Raw genomic sequence first — 15,215 nt, 5'->3', positions numbered from 1 at the left:
GAACTGCTTGGGTAGTTCAGGCGCCCTGTGCAACCGAGTCTATGGAGTACAAGCTGTTTGATTTAGCCGGCCAGGAGGGAATCATTGTTGTGCTGGGAGGTAATATCGAGGACAGGCAGGAGCGTGTAGCATCGAACGCTTGGAATCAGATCGACAGGTAGCGTTGGATGGATAAACTTACGAACATGTCCGTGTACGTCAAAGTTGTCGAGATGGGCAGTTTTACTGCGGTGGCGAACCATCTGGACTCAACGGTCGGCAATGTTTCGCGTGCGGTTTCCGCGCTTGAAAACGTGCTCGATGCCCGCCTGTTGCAGCGCTCCACCCGGCGCCTTTCAGTGACAGACGCTGGCCGGCGTTTTTATGAGCGCTGTACCAAAATTCTGGCAGACCTTGAAAATGCCGAAGCCGAAGCGAGCAATGCGGCGTTGAGACCCAGAGGGACATTGCGGGTGCATTGTGTGCCGGGGCTGGCGCGGCAGTTGGTCACCTCAGCCGTGCTGGAGTACCGCAGGGAATTCCCCGATGTTACCGTGGATTTAATGCTTTCTCAGCGAATGCCCAACCTCCTGGAAGACCAATTGGATGTCTCGATTCTGATTGCCCGAACGCTGCCGGATTCAGCGTATGTCAGCCAAAAGATCGGCGTTAGCCATTGTGTGCTGGTTGCTTCTCCTGAGTATCTGGAGCTGCACGCGGCCCCGGTGACGCCAGAAGATCTCCATGATCATCAGTGTTTGCTGTTGGGCACTGTCGATTATGTGCGGGATGAATGGCAATTGAAGAGCAAGACTGGGGATGCCACGTTTGCCCCGAAAGGCCCGAGTTTCAGCGTCAATGATATGGAAGCAATGGCGGTCGCCGTTCGAGAGGGAGCAGGCATAGGTTTGCTGGCCGGTTTTTCAGCCATAGAGGACTTACGATCAGGCAAGCTCGTCCGAGTTCTGCCCGAGTATCATACCTACGAGCGCAACGTTTACGCGGTCTACACATCGCGCCAGTTTATCGATGCAAAAATTACTCGCTTCATCGATACGCTGAAAAATCGGGTAGGTACTGAGCTTATGATGACCGCTGAGGAACTCATCGCTTGAAGGACGCCGAGTAACGCTTTGCCGGGGGATAGACGCAGGCTCGGTAGAAGTTGAAGGATGCCAGGAATGAATCGTTTCGCCGGAGCCGGCGCAAACGTTACAAGTATCTCATGTAATTAGCGCCTCAGTTTAACCCGCTGAGGCGCAATTATTTTTAGGGACCATTACTCAACCATTGCTGCAACCGGTGCCCATCACTTCGTATGCCAGGATATGCCGCTTGCCTTGGGAGTCTTCATAAGTCATGCGCATCGCTACAACACCGCACACATCGGCGACTTCAGTTTGAGAAATCATCTTGGCAACATCAAGATGCGTGGAGTAGGTGTATTGCTCAACAGGCACATGTTGATCTTGAACTGGAGCAGTGCCTTCCTGCGCCATTGCCACTGTACTAAAGCCGAAGAGTGCGAGTAGTGCGATTGGCGTTTTCATGGGGGCTATCCTTTAATTGAATTTCAATTTTTTCAAATCAATAGTTTGGTTTGCCAGGCGCACAGAATCACCGATCGCTATAAGCAAAGTGCGTTGCTTACTGAAGATTTCGAGCGACTTGCCTGCTATCTGAATAGCCGCTGGCTATAGGTGGTTTGCTGCGCTGACAGGACAAACTTTATGCCCGTCGCCCCCAGGGAAATAGGCGCGAATCTGGTAAAGACTGTTTTGCATTCAGGCGATAATCGCGGGATGCGCCAATACAGGCTATGAAATGGCGGTCGCCCGCAGAGGCCCTGACTTTCTCTGGGGCGATGGCATCAGTACGTCAGACTCGCTGCCTGGGGGTAGCAACAAGGGATTGGCTGCGCGCAATCGTTCAGCCGCAGGCTGCCGGGATTTTTGCTCTCGCGGGTTCTATTGAGCTCAAGACGTGATGCCCAGACGGATATTCGGCTGGTTACTTACCCAGGTTTTGATTCATCAAGTTATCAAGAACAGGTGATTTGTTGGCAGCCTGCCATTCGTGTAAATGCTTGCAGCCTGCCTCATTAAATTCGGCGAGATTGCTACGTAAGTCGCATGCCGTGAACCAGTGCTGTCGAAGAGAAGGGTATTTTGAAAAGTCTTCGCGTGTAGGCGGTTGGAGGGTGGATAAGCGCGATGCTGCCAGCACTAAAAGAACAGATGCCCCAATGCCAATAGAGTAGTCTTTATAATTCATTTGGATTTCCATGAATGAGGATTTATAACACTTTGGCTGAGTGAATAGACCCTGGTGCTGCCCAGGATAGGGGCTTACGATAGTTGATAAATGGTTCGATAAAAGATCCACTTTCGAGGTGTTTCATAGTGCCATTGAGTACGATGTGCCCTAACTGGCGCACCTCGGTAAACTCGGGAGGCTGTAGGGCCGTGCTTTTCGCGACTCCAGCCGCCTTTCTGCATAAGGTGCTGGCTAAGGTCGCGCACGGGAGACACGATCCGGGACTCCATCGCCGCTGATTAACCCACCGGGCTCCAGGTCTGAATGGCTCTAAAGCGTAAATGGCGTTAGCATTCCCATCATTGGGCTTAAACAGCCTGTTTTTCAGATCAGGGTCGCATTGTGGAAAAGCTAAAACGCCTCCAAAGTGGAATCGAAGGGCTCGACGCTCTGCTCAAGGGAGGGCTGGTCGCGGGCGCCTCCTACATAATCCAGGGGCGGCCAGGGTCTGGCAAAACCATCCTGGCCAACCAACTTGGGTTCCATCATGCGAACAATGGAGGCCGGGTTCTGGTCGCCACACTGCTGGCCGAGTCACACGACCGTCTGTTTCAGTTTCTTTCTACTCTGAGCTTTTTCGACGCGTCCAAAGTGGGCGCCGACATTCAGTTTGTCAGCGCGTTTGACACGTTGGAAAACGAAGGGCTGGACGAGGTGGTGAAACTGCTTCGGCGCGAGATAAGTCGCCAAAAAGCTACGGTGATGGTGGTGGATGGCTTGCTCAATGCTCGCTCAAAAGCCGACTCGCACATCGACACCAAGAAATTCATTTCCGAGTTGCAAGGGCACGCTGCTTTCGCCGGTTGCACGGTGCTATTTCTGACCAGTTCCCGTCTCGACGACGGCAGCCCTGAGCACACCATGGTTGATGGCGTCATTGAAATGGGCGAAGAGCTATTTGGCACGCGCTCGGTACGTCGTATTCAACTGCGTAAAACTCGCGGCAGTGGAGCCATGACAGGCCTTCATGAATGTGAGATTACCGACAATGGATTGGTGGTTTACCCTCGTCTAGAAAGCCTTTATAGCCACCCGTCCGCCCCCGACAGCGCCGACATGACGCGTATTCCCAGTGGCATTGGTTCGTTGGACGGCGTATTGGGTGGCGGCCTTTACAGTTCCAGCGTGTCTCTGGTCATGGGCCCCTCCGGCATTGGTAAAACGACGCTGGGTCTGAAGTTCCTGGCCGAGTCGACGGTGGCGGCTCCAGGACTGCATTTTGGCTTTTATGAAAGCCCGCAACGGTTACGACTCAAAGGCCAATCACTGGGTATCGATATCAAAGGCATGGAGGACAGCGGCGCCCTGAGCATTGCCTGGCAGCCGACGACTGAGGGGTTACTGGATGGGTTGGGCGCACGCCTGTTGAGCCTTGTAGAAGAAAAGGGCATCAAGCGCCTGTTCATCGATAGCCTCAGTGGTATGACCCGAGTCTCTACAAACCCGGCGCGAACTACTGACTTCTTCAGTGCGCTGATGAATGAGCTTCGATCCAGGGGCGTAACCGTATTCGCATCCTGGGAAATGCGTGATCTATTTGGCTCGGAGGTCAGCGCGCCAAACTCTGACCTGTCCAGCATCGTCGATAACTTGATGCTGATGCGTTTCTCTGAGAATCACTCTGAACTTAGCAGGACGCTTTCCATTCTTAAGGTACGAGATAGCGCTTATGACCCCTCCAGATTTGAGGTTGTCATTCAAGATCGCGATGTTTTCCTGAAAAAGGCTTCGAGACATGAACCTTCAGCCCCCACTGAGACATCGCCCGGTTCACTTTCTTAAGCTTTTGAGTGGGTTGAATTAACATGACCACCATCCTGGTCGTCGACGACGAGTATTTGATCGCTGACATTCTCAGCTTCGCACTGGAGGATGAGGGGTTCATGGTGGTGACTGCCAGCAATGGTCGAAAAGGACTGGAAGTGCTGGATAGAGAAAGGCCTGCCTTGATCATCACCGATTTTATGATGCCCGTGATGGACGGCCTGGAATTCGCCACGGCCGTTCGAGCCCTCCCGTGCGCTAATCAATTGCCGATCATCTTGATGAGCGGTGCTCAGGCACACATCGGCATGCAGAGATCGGATCTGTTTGATGCGGTAGTGGCGAAACCATTCAACATCGACTTGATCATTGCCGAAGTTAAAAAGCTGCTCGCCTCTGATCAGTGAGTACTGCATCTACCTACCCGGAGCCATGGGGGATCGGGCTCCGCCTGCCCGAACAATCGAGTTGAAAAAATTTTTTCGAGAGGCTCTTGAAAACGTTTGGGTAGCACCTATTTTCGGTTCTACGCGATGCCGCAATCGGGTCGCGTCTTAAATCACTTGGAGAACACTCAGGAGATTTACTATGGCTACTACTCTTTCTCTGGCCCCTCTGTTTCGTCAGTCTGTGGGTTTTGATCGCTTCAACGACCTGTTTGAATCAGCGCTTCGTAGTGAGGCTGGTAATACCTATCCACCGCATAACGTGGAGAAGCATGGTGAGGATCAATACCGCATTGTGATTGCAGTGGCAGGTCTTACTGAGGAGGACATAGACATTCAGGTTGAAAATGGCGTATTGAGCGTTTCTGGTGGAAAACGTGAAAACGACGAGAAGGTGACTTACCTGCACCAAGGGATAGCGCAACGCGCGTTCCGCTTGTCCTTCCGGCTGGCTGACCATATCGAAGTGCAAGGTGCATCGCTCACCCATGGTCTGTTAGCCATCGAGCTGCTTCGGGTCATACCCGAAGAAGCCAAGCCAAAGCGTATCGAGATCGGTACTGCCGGCAAGCCAGACCAGCGTCAAGTAAGCCTGCAATAAGTGTGTTCAAGGCGCTCTGCGGAGCGCCTTTCTTTATTCTGTTTTAATCAACTTCTGAGGCGTGCACGCGTGGCGTTTGCGCCGTGGTCATTGCCGGTTGAAACACGCCTTTTGACTCAACCGAATTGGCCTGCCGATTCAACGGCGGTTTTTGGTTTCCTGCTACGTGTCAGCTGATAGGCAATTGCCAGCCATATGAACCACCCCGGCATGACCATCAACGCAACGCGTGTGTCCGGTCTCAATGCCAGCAGGCAGAGCACGAAGCCCATAAAAGCCAGTGACAACCACGCCATTGGCACGCCGCCTGGCATCTTGTAAGCAGATTTGGCGTGAAGCTCAGGACGTTTTTTGCGATAGGCAATGTAAGACGCGAGGATGGTCGACCACGTGAAGATCACCAGAATCGCCGACACGGTGGACACGATGGTGAATGCCGTCATGACTTCCGGAACGATGAACAGCACGAGCACACCTGACAGCATCAACAGTGTGGTGAAGGCCAGGCTCAACAGAGGCACGCTGTTGCCCGATAGACGCCGAAAGATACCCGGAGCGTTGTCTTGATTGGCCAGCCCGAACAGCATGCGGCTGGAGGAGAATACGCCACTGTTGGCCGATGACGCGGCGGATGTCAGGACCACGAAGTTAACGATGCCGGCTGCTGCGGGAAAACCTGCGACGAGGAAAAGTTCGACAAAAGGGCTTTTTACCGGTGAAACCTGTTGCCAGGACGTCACGGCGATAATGCAGGCCAATGCCAACACGTAGAACAGGATGATTCGCAGCGGAATCGAGTTGATTGCCTTGGGTAACGTCTTCTCCGGAGCACGGGTTTCTGCTGCAGCGGTGCCGATCAACTCGGTTCCGGCAAATGAGAATATCGCCATCTGAAAACCGGCAAAAAAACCAAGCAAGCCATGAGGGAATGCAGCCTGCTTATCCACCAGATGGCCCAGGGATGCGGTGACGCCATTGGGGGAAACGAACGCGCTGGCAATCAGCACGATGCTGACCCCGATAAGCGTCACGACGGCGATGATCTTAATGATCGCGAACCAGAATTCGACTTCACCGAAAAGCCTGACCGTCAGCACGTTCAAGGCAAACAGTGTCGCCAGCATCCCGATAGCCGGTATCCAGGCCGGCAGATGGGGGAACCAGTACTGGAAAAAGCCGCCGACAACGACGGCATCGCCAATCACTGCAACGCTCCAGCTCAGCCAATAGGACCAGCCGAGAAAAAACGCAGCGCGAGGCCCCAGGTAGGCGCCGGCAAAATCCGCAAAGGTCTTGAAATTCAAATTGGACAGCAGCATTTCGCCCATGGCACGCATGACGAAGTAAACGAACAGGCCAATGATCATGTAGATAAGGATGATCGAGGTGCCGGAGAGGGCGATGATCTTGCCGGAGCCCATGAACAAACCTGTACCAATGGCTCCGCCCATTGACATTAACTGGATGTGACGATTGCTGAGCGTGCGCTGCAGTGCAGGCTGCTCTGATACATTCGATTTCATTTCAAAACCTCTTGATCTTATGTTTTTGAGTTTTGGCAGAAAAGTGCATAGCCAGCGCCATCGTCAGGATGCAATGGCGGTTGACGGTGTTGGTTCAGGGTGGACAGCGCCGGCCCCTTGCACATGGCTGGGGGCGGCACTCGCAGGTCAACGGGCCGTGCGCAGAGGGGCGGCTTTGGTCGGCTGCTGATCAAGCCTCTGGAACAGGTTTTTTATATTTTCAGGTCAAACACACCGTCTTCGGGCGGATGCTCAAGCGCGCTTGCTCTCGAAGCCATGCAGTACGTTCACCGCATTGATTCCGATTTCATCGACCATATAGCCGCCCTCCATCACAAAGAGGGTGGGGCAACCCACACTCGCTATCAGCTCGCCGATCCCGATGAAATCCTCGCTTTCCAGCAGGAAGTGACTGATCGGGTCGTCCTTGAAGGTGTCGACCCCCAGTGAGATCACCAATACCTGCGGCGAGAATTGCTGGAGTTTTCTGCAGGCGTGCAGCAGGGCGTCGCGGTAGGTGTCCCAGGCGGTGTTTTTCGGCAGCGGGTAGTTGAGGTTGAACCCTTCGCCAACACCTGCGCCGACTTCATCGCTGAACCCCGAATAGTAGGGATAGGACACGGCCGGCTCGCCGTGCAGCGATATGAACATCACGTCATTGCGCGGGTAGAAAATGTTCTGGGTGCCGTTACCGTGATGAAAATCGACGTCGAGTACCGCGACGCGTTTGGCGCCCTGGGTGATTGCCTGCTGTGCAGCAATGGCCGCGTTGTTGAGATAGCAGTAACCGCCCATGTATTCACGCGCCGCGTGATGGCCCGGCGGACGACAAAGGGCAAAGGCACTGTCATGGCCCTCATCGATAAGCGCCAGCCCTGTCAGGGCGATATCGGCACTGGTCTTGACCGCCTGCCAGGTGGTGGCAGTGATCGGCGAGCCGGCATCCATCGCATAGAAGCCGAGTTTGCCGTCAATGAACGTTGGCACCTGATCGTTGGCCAAGTCACGTACAGGCCATACCAGTGGCAGCGCGTCATGGGTGCGCCCTGTGGCGCACCATTGCGACCAGGCGCTTTCCAGGAAGCTCACGTAGCGCTCGCTGTGCGCGTTGACGTAACACGAGCGGTCGAACACGCGCGGTTCGACTATCTGGCCAAGGCCTACTTGCTTGACGCGGTTGTGAACGGTGTCGGCCCGACTGGGCTGCTCGAACGACGGCTTGAGCACGCCATCCTTCAACTCGGTGCCATGGTGCAGACGGTGGGAATCACTGAAAACTGTAAACATTCTGCGCATCCGTTAATGTGGTCCAGTGCAAATATTCTGTTCTGGTCAGGAGGCGATTTCTTTGCTTTGTTTCTGTGCTTCTCTATATTTATCGGGCGATTTAACTCAGGAATGGCGTAATGAAGAAAAATATATCCAGACGCATCAGCCTCGATGAGACCGATCTGGCCATTCTTGAGCTATTGCAGGAGGACGCGAGCATTTCCAATGCCGAACTCAGTGAGCGGCTTTCATTGAGCCTCACGCCTTGCTGGCGACGGCGCAAGAGAATGGAGGAGGCGGGGGTGATAAAGGGCTATCAGGCAACGCTTGATCGAAGAATGCTGGGGCTGGATATCATGGCATTCGTGCACATCCGCTTTTCCACGCATGCCGACCACGCTCCGGACGCCTTTGAGGCAGTGATTGCGCAATTGCCAGAGGTATTGGCCTGCCACAAGATCACCGGAGACGCCGACTACGTGCTCCAAGTGTTGGCGGAGGACCTTGATAGCTACAGCGACTTTATCGAGCAAGTGCTGAGGCGCCAGGTGGGTATCGCATCTATTCAGTCGAGTCTGGCGTTGCGTGAAATCAAAGCGGGCAGCCGTATGGCCATACCCAAGTTGAGCAAGGATTGAATGTCGGACGTTCTGGGCTGCGCCCCTGTTGCCTCACCGTTGGATGTGCGCAACGCCATCGCCTGCCATAATCCACCCGTCTCACCCCAGCCCCCACACGGAGTCCATGCCATTCATGGTGTTGTTCAATCGATTGAGCGCGTTTTCCATCCAGGCGCGCAGGGCACTGAAGCTGGTGTGGGGGACGTCGCGTCCCTTATTCATAGGCTTGCTGCTGGCCACCATCGTTGCCGGTCTGTTGCCTGCGCTGGCTGCTTGGATCGGCCAGCGCATTGTCGATGGCGTGGTGCACGCGATGCAGATTCATGCAGCCGGCAGCCAGGCGCCCGTGTGGCCAGTGATGCAGTACGTGCTGGCCGAGGCGGGCGTGTTGGCGCTGCTGGCGGCTGCCCAGCGTGCGTTGTCCATGCAGCAATCGTTGTTGCGAGTGCAGTTGGGGGTGAAGGTCAACCTGATGATTTTGGAGAAAGCCCAGACCCTCTCACTCCTGCAATTTGAAGACGCCGAGTTCCACGACAAGCTGGTGCGCGTGCGCCAGGGCGCGTCGACACGGCCGCTGAGCCTGGTCACCAAAGGCCTGGGGCTGGTGCAGAACCTGATCTCGTTGATCAGCTTTGCCGTGCTGTTGGTGCACTTTTCGCCGTGGGCGCTGGTGATTCTGGTGGTCGGCGCGTTACCGGTGTTCTTCGCCGAGACGCATTTCTCGGGCAATGCGTTTCGCCTGTTCCACCGGCGCGCGCCCGAGACCCGGCAGCAGAATTACCTGGAATCGCTGCTGTCCCACGAAACCCATGCCAAAGAGGTCAAGCTGTTCGGCCTGGCGCCGCTGTTCCTCAAGCGCTACCGCGACAACGCCCGGCGCTTGTACACCGAAGACCGCCAGTTGACGGTGCGCCGGGATGCGTGGGGCTTTGCCCTGGGCCTGCTGGGCACCGCGGCGTTTTATGTGGCTTACGCCTGGGTGGTGCTGGACACCGTGCGCGGCCAGACCAGCCTGGGGCAGATGACCATGTACATCGTGCTGTTCAAGCAGGGGCAAAGCGCGATCACCGCCAGCCTCAGCGCGATTGCCGGCCTGTATGACGACAGCCTGTTTCTGTCGGACCTTTATGAGTACCTGCTAACCCCCGTGGTCGTGCCGCGTGGCCGGCTTACCCAGGGCGCGCGTCCCGGCGACGGTCTGCGCTGCGAGCACGTGGGGTTCAGTTACCCCGGCGCTGAGCGGCCGGCATTGACTGACATCAACCTGCACTTGGCGCCGGGGCAAAGCCTGGCCCTGGTGGGCGAGAATGGCTCGGGCAAAACCAGCCTGATCAAACTGCTCACGCGTCTGTACACCCCGCACGCGGGGCGCATTCTGCTGGATGGCAGCGACTTGCAAGACTGGGATGAACAGACACTGCGCCAGCGCATCGGGGTGATTTTCCAGGATTACATCCGCTACCAGATGACCGTTGGCGAGAACCTTGGCGTGGGTGACGTCGATGCGCTGAACGACGAGGCGCGCTGGCGCACTGCCGCAACCCAGGGGGTGGCCGCCGAATTCATCGAGCGCCTGAGCAGGGCCTACGACACCCAGTTAGGGCGCTGGCTGGGCGGCCAGGAGTTGTCGGGTGGGCAATGGCAGAAAGTCGCCTTGTCACGCGCGTATATGCGCCAGGAGGCGGACCTGCTGATTCTTGATGAGCCGACGGCTGCGCTGGACGCCGGCGCCGAGGCGGCGGTGTTCGAGCACTTTCGCGAACACGCCAAGGGCCGCATGACATTGTTGATTTCCCATCGATTTTCCAGCGTGCGTAATGCCGACCACATCATCGTGCTGGACGGCGGGCGAATCCTGGAGGAGGGCAGCCATCACCAACTGATGGCGGCGGGTGGGCGCTATGCCGAGTTGTTCGATGTTCAGGCGCGGGGGTATCGATAGATCCCCGACGCACCGCTGAAACCCTGGCGCAGAACGCCCGACAATACCTCCAGGGCGCCGATGCCTGCGCGGTGTCGGGCTACAACGACGGGACGCTCTGGGCCAAGCCTTTCGAGCATTACGCCGAGGCTGAAATCGAGGCCGAAGTGCGCCGCTCGCTGTTCCCTACGTTGTGGTGGTGCCATTACGTAATGCCCACATGCTGGAGCTGGGCGCGGCCAAGGGCGGCGTGAATGCCTTGACGGCCTACCTGGCCCTGGAGACTGTCGGCAGCGGGATTCGCGTCGACGCCACCGAGGCACCGCCACGGCGCATTCCGCGCAACAATGAAAAAGGCAAAATGATCAGCCGAACAGCCTGCCAGACGACACCTAAAGACTCTCAGGATCGCCAAAGAACATTTCGACTGGGCTCTAGCACGGTGTTTACAGCCCGAAAAAAATAATTTTGCCCCCAATTTTGCCCCCATTCGCACCGGATGTGGGAGCGATCGCGAATGGCGATTTCTGACGCGGGCCGGGGTGGCCATGACTGGCATTCAGTGCGCCTTCATGTACTGGATGAGCAACCCGTATCTGACAAATCTTTGGTCGTTCGGAAGAGGACATAGGTAGAGTCGATACCTTTAGGCGGTGTTGTCGGGGCTGCTTCTCGGCACCTATCCTGAAATTGACTCGCGAAGTATTCGTGCTCTGCGTGATGTTACCAAGGCGCAGGTCGTCATGGGCATTGATCTGGGTGCCTATCGAGAGCTTGAAGGTAAGGTTAGGCACTTGGTCACGAAAACGCCTTAGAAACGGTTGTTCAGTATTGAAGCAGTACGCAAAGTCGAACATGTTGTTCTGTTCGTGGGTCTCGATAGCTCGGTTGGACCCAGAACCACCCGCCTCAATTGGCCGCCAAGTCGGCTGACAGCGAGGGCGCTCAGGTTGAGATACGGAGGGGGCACCTTACCTTCACTATTCCTGGTCGGTTAAGCCGTTGGGCCGGTCGCTGATCAGTCGTTAGGCAAGTGCAACTGCACTTCCATGGCATCATGAAGGAGTCGGACGACCTCGATCACGTCGTCGTTTGCCACACGATAAATCACGATATGGCGTGGGCTTTTGATCCTCCCATGCGGGTGTTTGCCCTGCTGGCAGGAATAGACGAGGTGATAGCTGCGAAGGCCCGGAGCGAGCTCATCGCGGTCTTGGAGGCATGTCGGCAAACGCTCGCAGAGCCGTGAGGATCAGCGCCTGGTAGCGCCGGCGTGTTTGATCGCCGAACTGCGTCTGGGAGAGCCTGAGGATTGTCGACAATGTCGGCGCGCGCCGCGTTGGAAATCCGATACTGCGGCATGCTCAGTGTTTCTCGCGTGCGGGGAGGGTTGCCTCCAGGCTCAAACCGTCGAGGTAGTGCTCCAGATCCCCTTCATTCAACTGAGTAAAGCGCCCGTGCTCAAGCTCCATGATGCCGATTGAGGATGAGCGAGGATTAGAAAGCTAAGGCGATAGCTGGTTATCGCAGGCTGTTGGAAGAACCGGAGATTTTTGTGGTATCGAAGCCGCGTCCGTAAAAGTGCACAACGAAAATGGCTCTTTCCAAGAGTTGAGATTCTAGAGCGTCAGAAAGTTACGGATTTAGCGGTGCATTCATTCTCACCTGAGCGAATAAATGCGCCGCATATGAGCCTAGGCGCCGCCATACGAATTATCAAGATTGGCTTAAACCATAAATGCGCGACCCATCAGAATCATGTGACGAGCACAATGCACGCATTGATGTCCGTCACCCTGTACGCCTTAAGTCATTGCGCCGAGAAAATCGCCTCGAAAACACCATTTCTTCAAGGATTTCTCTGGCGAGCCTATTGATGCCTGCGTCGCCGTGGTATGTAGCTCGGTCGATATTAACGGCTGTGAATTGATCCCCTTCCGGTCCTGTCACATCTATCGAAAGCGTGTTGTCGGCGCTGATCGAACAGAAAATTTTACAGTTTGGCAGACGACTAGCGAGGACCGTCTCAATCTCGTTCCGGGTTAACGTATCCATACGTCCTCCGAATTCCAGTGCATGAACTCCGAAGCTTAGACACTCTAGTGGAGTTGTAAATGGTGTCAATGTGGTCTGTTTTGTGACGGACGTTCGTTCGAGAACCGCAAGGCTGGCGGCGATCTGATCGTAAGTCTTTGAGCCGCTCTGATATTTTAGACGGAGGTTGCCCAATCGGTAGGGCGCTTGATGGCAGCGAAGTTGCTGGAGCTTTCAATTTATGACTTGGCCGTCGTACTGCTGCTGCTCGATCGGAAGATCCACACAGACCATCGGGCCTGGCCAAACATTTCACTGCAAACGGCATCAGCGTTAGGCAGGTGATCGTGGCAAAGTTGCCGGGGTATGGCGGTGGGGGTGTGGGGTGGCGCTGGTTTCGGCTCAAGCCCGGGCTGAATACTCGCTTGTGATTGTATGACTCCCCGACTAATCCTGTTGGGGATTAACCGTCGAAGACGACTAAAGGGTAGCGCTAGCCAGGCGTAGGCATACCTTGCTCCAGAAGCGCTGATTTCGTCATGACGTCATTTGGTCCATTCCCTGTCTGCATATTCGGCTTGTCTTAGCTTCCTTGATGATGTGGTGAGGCAGGTTGGCGCCTGCAATGTAGAAGCCTCTGCTGGATTCTACGATGCAGCCCTGTCTCCACTTCACTATGTGAATGAGCTTTCTGAGGGGTATTATTGTTTTTCGATTCCTGACACGGTGGACAAATCCAATGGGCCGGGGAGCATCCCTATTGCGCGGCCCTTGTTCCTCGAAAAGCAATCCGAATAAAATCGCGAAAAGGGACTCGAGAGTAATCTGTCGTCCCGAAAGTACCATGGGTAAATTCCGAGTCGCTTTATTCCACGCCCATGTTCCTAATACGGACGACATAATTGCAAATAGAAATGCACAAACATAAAGACTTCCAGCGTCTGCAAAGCTGGCGCCTTGAGAGGGCATTGCAAAAAGGTCATGCGCATCTCCAAGGGCATTACAAGAAGCATGCCTAGCGCTCCCGACCATCATGAGCCCTGTCCACGCGCTTGTTGAATGTGCTGGGATTTTGGTCATAGTAGAAGTCTAGGGTTAAATCTATGTGCTGAAGGAAACCCCTCGTCTCCGTCGCGATTTTTTGAGGGACCGCTTTGATGAGTGTTGTTCACTACAACTTCATGGACGGCAGTTGACCGGGCCACCTGCTGAAAATCGATGATTTGATCCGGGCCGGTCACGGTTGCCAGGCTTCTCCTCGCCTAGCGCGTTGTACTGAACTCAAAAGTCTCCAATGTATATTTCCCTAGGTACAAGGATGAATATCAACCGTCAGTGAAAGGTGGGCCTGAGCCACCATAGCGAACACGTAACGTCGCTTCTGGCAGCTCAGCCATATCCACTGAAAATTTCGAGCATGAGTGTCCATGTCGGGTCGACCGAACTACTCGATGCGCTCAGCTGACGCGGTGTGCACGGCTCCAGGCGTCAGGATGACTTTTCTGCAGTCCTCTTCCTTCTTGTCAAAGATCTTGTAGCCCTCGGCTGCCTGCTCTAACGACATCCGGTGACTAATAATGACATCAGGGGCAAGGCGCCCAGTCTCTATATGTTCGAGAAGCTCAGGTAGAAATCGCTGAACATGGGTTTGTCCCATTTTGAAGGTCAAGCCCTTGTCGAACGCGTCGCCGAAGAGGAAGCCATGGATAAATCCTGAATAAACACCGGGCACGCTCACCACGCCGCCGCGTCTTACTGCTGCGATGCATTGGCGTAACGCTTTGCCGCTACTGCCTTCAAGCTTAAGCGTGGCGAGTACGGTTTCGGTAGTGCTGCCTTTGGCTTCGAAGCCAACAGCATCGACCACGCCGTCAACGCCGCGCATGCCTTTAGTCTGGCGGATGATTGTGTCGGCAGGATCATCATCTTCATCGAAATTTATCGGAATGGCACCGTAGGTCTCCTGCGCGTAAGCCAGACGATAGGGGTGGTGATCTACCATGAAAATTTGATCGGCACCGAGCATTCTGGCGCAGGCAGCGCTTAACAGCCCGACCGGCCCTGCGCCATAGATGGCGATACTCGAGCCGGTGCCAATTCCAGTGTTAGTGACGGCTTGAAAGGCTGTGGGCAAAATATCCGATAGGAAAAGCACCTTCTCATCTGACAGTGTGCCGGGCACCTTGAAAGGCCCCGTGTTGGCTTTGGGAACACGCACATACTCTGCTTGCCCTCCCGGTATGCCGCCATACATATGGCTGAAACCGAAAAGGGCGGCACCTGGTGGAATAGCCTTTTTATTGAGAATGGCACCGCGTCCTGTATTGGTCGTTTCACACGCGGCGAACAAATCCAGTTGGCAGAAAAAGCAGCTACCGCAGGCGATCACAAAAGGTATCACCACCCGGTCACCAGCCTGCACCGCGGTGACAGCTGAGCCTGTTTCCTCCACAACGCCCATAAACTCGTGACCGAAGATATCGCCGTGTTCGACGGTTGGGATCTTGCCCCGGTAAAGGTGCAGGTCGGATCCGCAAATGGCGGTGGCTGTTACTCGAAGAATGATGTCGTCGCTATCCTCAATAACTGGATCAGGGACAGTATCGACTTTGACGCTGTGCGCGCCGTGATAGGTGAGTGCTCTCATGACTTCCTGCCCCTCTCGATAGCTTGGTGGTAATCGGGGGAGCTGCAACGGAGGAGCTTAGTTCAGAGAAATAGCAGGAGACGTGACTAGCGGTC

Annotated in this window: 11 protein-coding genes and 3 pseudogenes; 7 read left to right on the top strand and 7 right to left on the bottom strand. The window is 55.2% G+C overall.

Going from position 1 to position 15,215, the window contains the following annotated elements:
• Positions 1-167 precede the first annotated feature (167 nt).
• Positions 168-1,094, top strand: coding sequence for a LysR family transcriptional regulator (locus QF043_RS14635; protein WP_307419064.1), 927 nt, complete (start codon positions 168-170; stop codon positions 1,092-1,094).
• 168 nt (positions 1,095-1,262) lie between these two features.
• Here the strand turns inward: QF043_RS14635 and QF043_RS14630 are convergent, their stop codons facing one another.
• Both QF043_RS14630 and QF043_RS14625 read right to left on the bottom strand, forming a co-directional pair.
• Positions 1,263-1,529, bottom strand: coding sequence for a DUF2790 domain-containing protein (locus QF043_RS14630; protein WP_307419063.1), 267 nt, complete (start codon positions 1,527-1,529; stop codon positions 1,263-1,265).
• A 460-nt stretch (positions 1,530-1,989) separates the two neighbouring features.
• Positions 1,990-2,253: a hypothetical protein gene (locus QF043_RS14625; RefSeq protein WP_307419062.1), complete on the bottom strand. Its 264-nt coding sequence runs from the start codon at positions 2,251-2,253 to the stop codon at positions 1,990-1,992.
• 381 nt (positions 2,254-2,634) lie between these two features.
• Between QF043_RS14625 and QF043_RS14620 the strand changes: the two genes are divergently transcribed.
• The 3 genes from QF043_RS14620 (at position 2,635) to QF043_RS14610 (ending at position 5,106) form a co-directional block, all read left to right on the top strand.
• Positions 2,635-4,077, top strand: a complete 1,443-nt coding sequence (locus tag QF043_RS14620) for an ATPase domain-containing protein (protein ID WP_307421397.1) — start codon at positions 2,635-2,637, stop codon at positions 4,075-4,077.
• A 23-nt stretch (positions 4,078-4,100) separates the two neighbouring features.
• Entirely contained in the window at positions 4,101-4,466 is a 366-nt protein-coding gene (locus QF043_RS14615) for a response regulator (RefSeq protein ID WP_138817604.1), read from the top strand.
• Between the two features lie 181 nt (positions 4,467-4,647).
• Positions 4,648-5,106 (top strand): Hsp20 family protein, encoded by a 459-nt coding sequence (locus QF043_RS14610; protein WP_236374232.1) that lies wholly within the window; start codon positions 4,648-4,650, stop codon positions 5,104-5,106.
• Positions 5,107-5,222: 116 nt separating this feature from the next.
• On the opposite strand, the gene QF043_RS14605 is transcribed toward QF043_RS14610, so the two are convergent.
• Both QF043_RS14605 and QF043_RS14600 read right to left on the bottom strand, forming a co-directional pair.
• Positions 5,223-6,629, bottom strand: coding sequence for an amino acid permease (locus QF043_RS14605; protein WP_307419061.1), 1,407 nt, complete (start codon positions 6,627-6,629; stop codon positions 5,223-5,225).
• Between the two features lie 252 nt (positions 6,630-6,881).
• Positions 6,882-7,916, bottom strand: a complete 1,035-nt coding sequence (locus QF043_RS14600; RefSeq protein WP_307419060.1) for a histone deacetylase family protein — start codon at positions 7,914-7,916, stop codon at positions 6,882-6,884.
• A 119-nt stretch (positions 7,917-8,035) separates the two neighbouring features.
• On the opposite strand from QF043_RS14600, the gene QF043_RS14595 reads away from it, so the two are divergent.
• The 3 genes and pseudogenes from QF043_RS14595 to benD all read left to right on the top strand — a co-directional run.
• A complete protein-coding gene (locus tag QF043_RS14595; RefSeq protein ID WP_056859928.1) occupies positions 8,036-8,536 on the top strand; it encodes an Lrp/AsnC family transcriptional regulator in 501 nt (166 codons plus the stop codon).
• 115 nt (positions 8,537-8,651) lie between these two features.
• A complete protein-coding gene (locus QF043_RS14590; RefSeq protein ID WP_307421396.1) occupies positions 8,652-10,460 on the top strand; it encodes an ABC transporter ATP-binding protein in 1,809 nt (602 codons plus the stop codon).
• Positions 10,461-10,549: 89 nt separating this feature from the next.
• Positions 10,550-10,785, top strand: a pseudogene (gene benD, locus QF043_RS14585) (1,6-dihydroxycyclohexa-2,4-diene-1-carboxylate dehydrogenase); the annotation flags it as partial.
• 672 nt (positions 10,786-11,457) lie between these two features.
• Here benD and QF043_RS14580 read toward each other — a convergent pair.
• The 3 genes and pseudogenes from QF043_RS14580 to QF043_RS14570 all read right to left on the bottom strand — a co-directional run bounded on the left by QF043_RS14580 (position 11,458) and on the right by QF043_RS14570 (position 15,120).
• Positions 11,458-11,801: pseudogene (locus QF043_RS14580) on the bottom strand (type II toxin-antitoxin system RelE/ParE family toxin).
• A 2-nt stretch (positions 11,802-11,803) separates the two neighbouring features.
• Positions 11,804-11,932: pseudogene (locus QF043_RS14575) on the bottom strand (type II toxin-antitoxin system ParD family antitoxin); the annotation flags it as partial.
• Between the two features lie 1,985 nt (positions 11,933-13,917).
• On the bottom strand, positions 13,918-15,120 hold the full coding sequence (locus tag QF043_RS14570) for a zinc-dependent alcohol dehydrogenase (RefSeq protein WP_307419059.1): 1,203 nt from the start codon (positions 15,118-15,120) through the stop codon (positions 13,918-13,920).
• Positions 15,121-15,215: the final 95 nt, after the last annotated feature.

The sequence above is a fragment of the Pseudomonas sp. W3I7 genome (assembly GCF_030816095.1).
Classification (GTDB): Bacteria; Pseudomonadota; Gammaproteobacteria; order Pseudomonadales; family Pseudomonadaceae; genus Aquipseudomonas; species Aquipseudomonas salomonii.
The sequence above is the reverse complement of the archived record's forward strand: the minus strand, read 5'-3'. Positions and strand labels throughout refer to the sequence as shown.

Coding starts and splice junctions, on each gene's coding strand:
- QF043_RS14635 (WP_307419064.1), top strand. CDS start 168: ATGGATAAACTTACGAACATGTCCGTGTACGTCAAAGTTGTCGAGATG.
- QF043_RS14630 (WP_307419063.1), bottom strand. CDS start 1,529: ATGAAAACGCCAATCGCACTACTCGCACTCTTCGGCTTTAGTACAGTG.
- QF043_RS14625 (WP_307419062.1), bottom strand. CDS start 2,253: ATGAATTATAAAGACTACTCTATTGGCATTGGGGCATCTGTTCTTTTA.
- QF043_RS14615 (WP_138817604.1), top strand. CDS start 4,101: ATGACCACCATCCTGGTCGTCGACGACGAGTATTTGATCGCTGACATT.
- QF043_RS14610 (WP_236374232.1), top strand. CDS start 4,648: ATGGCTACTACTCTTTCTCTGGCCCCTCTGTTTCGTCAGTCTGTGGGT.
- QF043_RS14605 (WP_307419061.1), bottom strand. CDS start 6,629: ATGAAATCGAATGTATCAGAGCAGCCTGCACTGCAGCGCACGCTCAGC.
- QF043_RS14600 (WP_307419060.1), bottom strand. CDS start 7,916: ATGTTTACAGTTTTCAGTGATTCCCACCGTCTGCACCATGGCACCGAG.
- QF043_RS14595 (WP_056859928.1), top strand. CDS start 8,036: ATGAAGAAAAATATATCCAGACGCATCAGCCTCGATGAGACCGATCTG.
- QF043_RS14590 (WP_307421396.1), top strand. CDS start 8,652: ATGGTGTTGTTCAATCGATTGAGCGCGTTTTCCATCCAGGCGCGCAGG.
- QF043_RS14570 (WP_307419059.1), bottom strand. CDS start 15,120: ATGAGAGCACTCACCTATCACGGCGCGCACAGCGTCAAAGTCGATACT.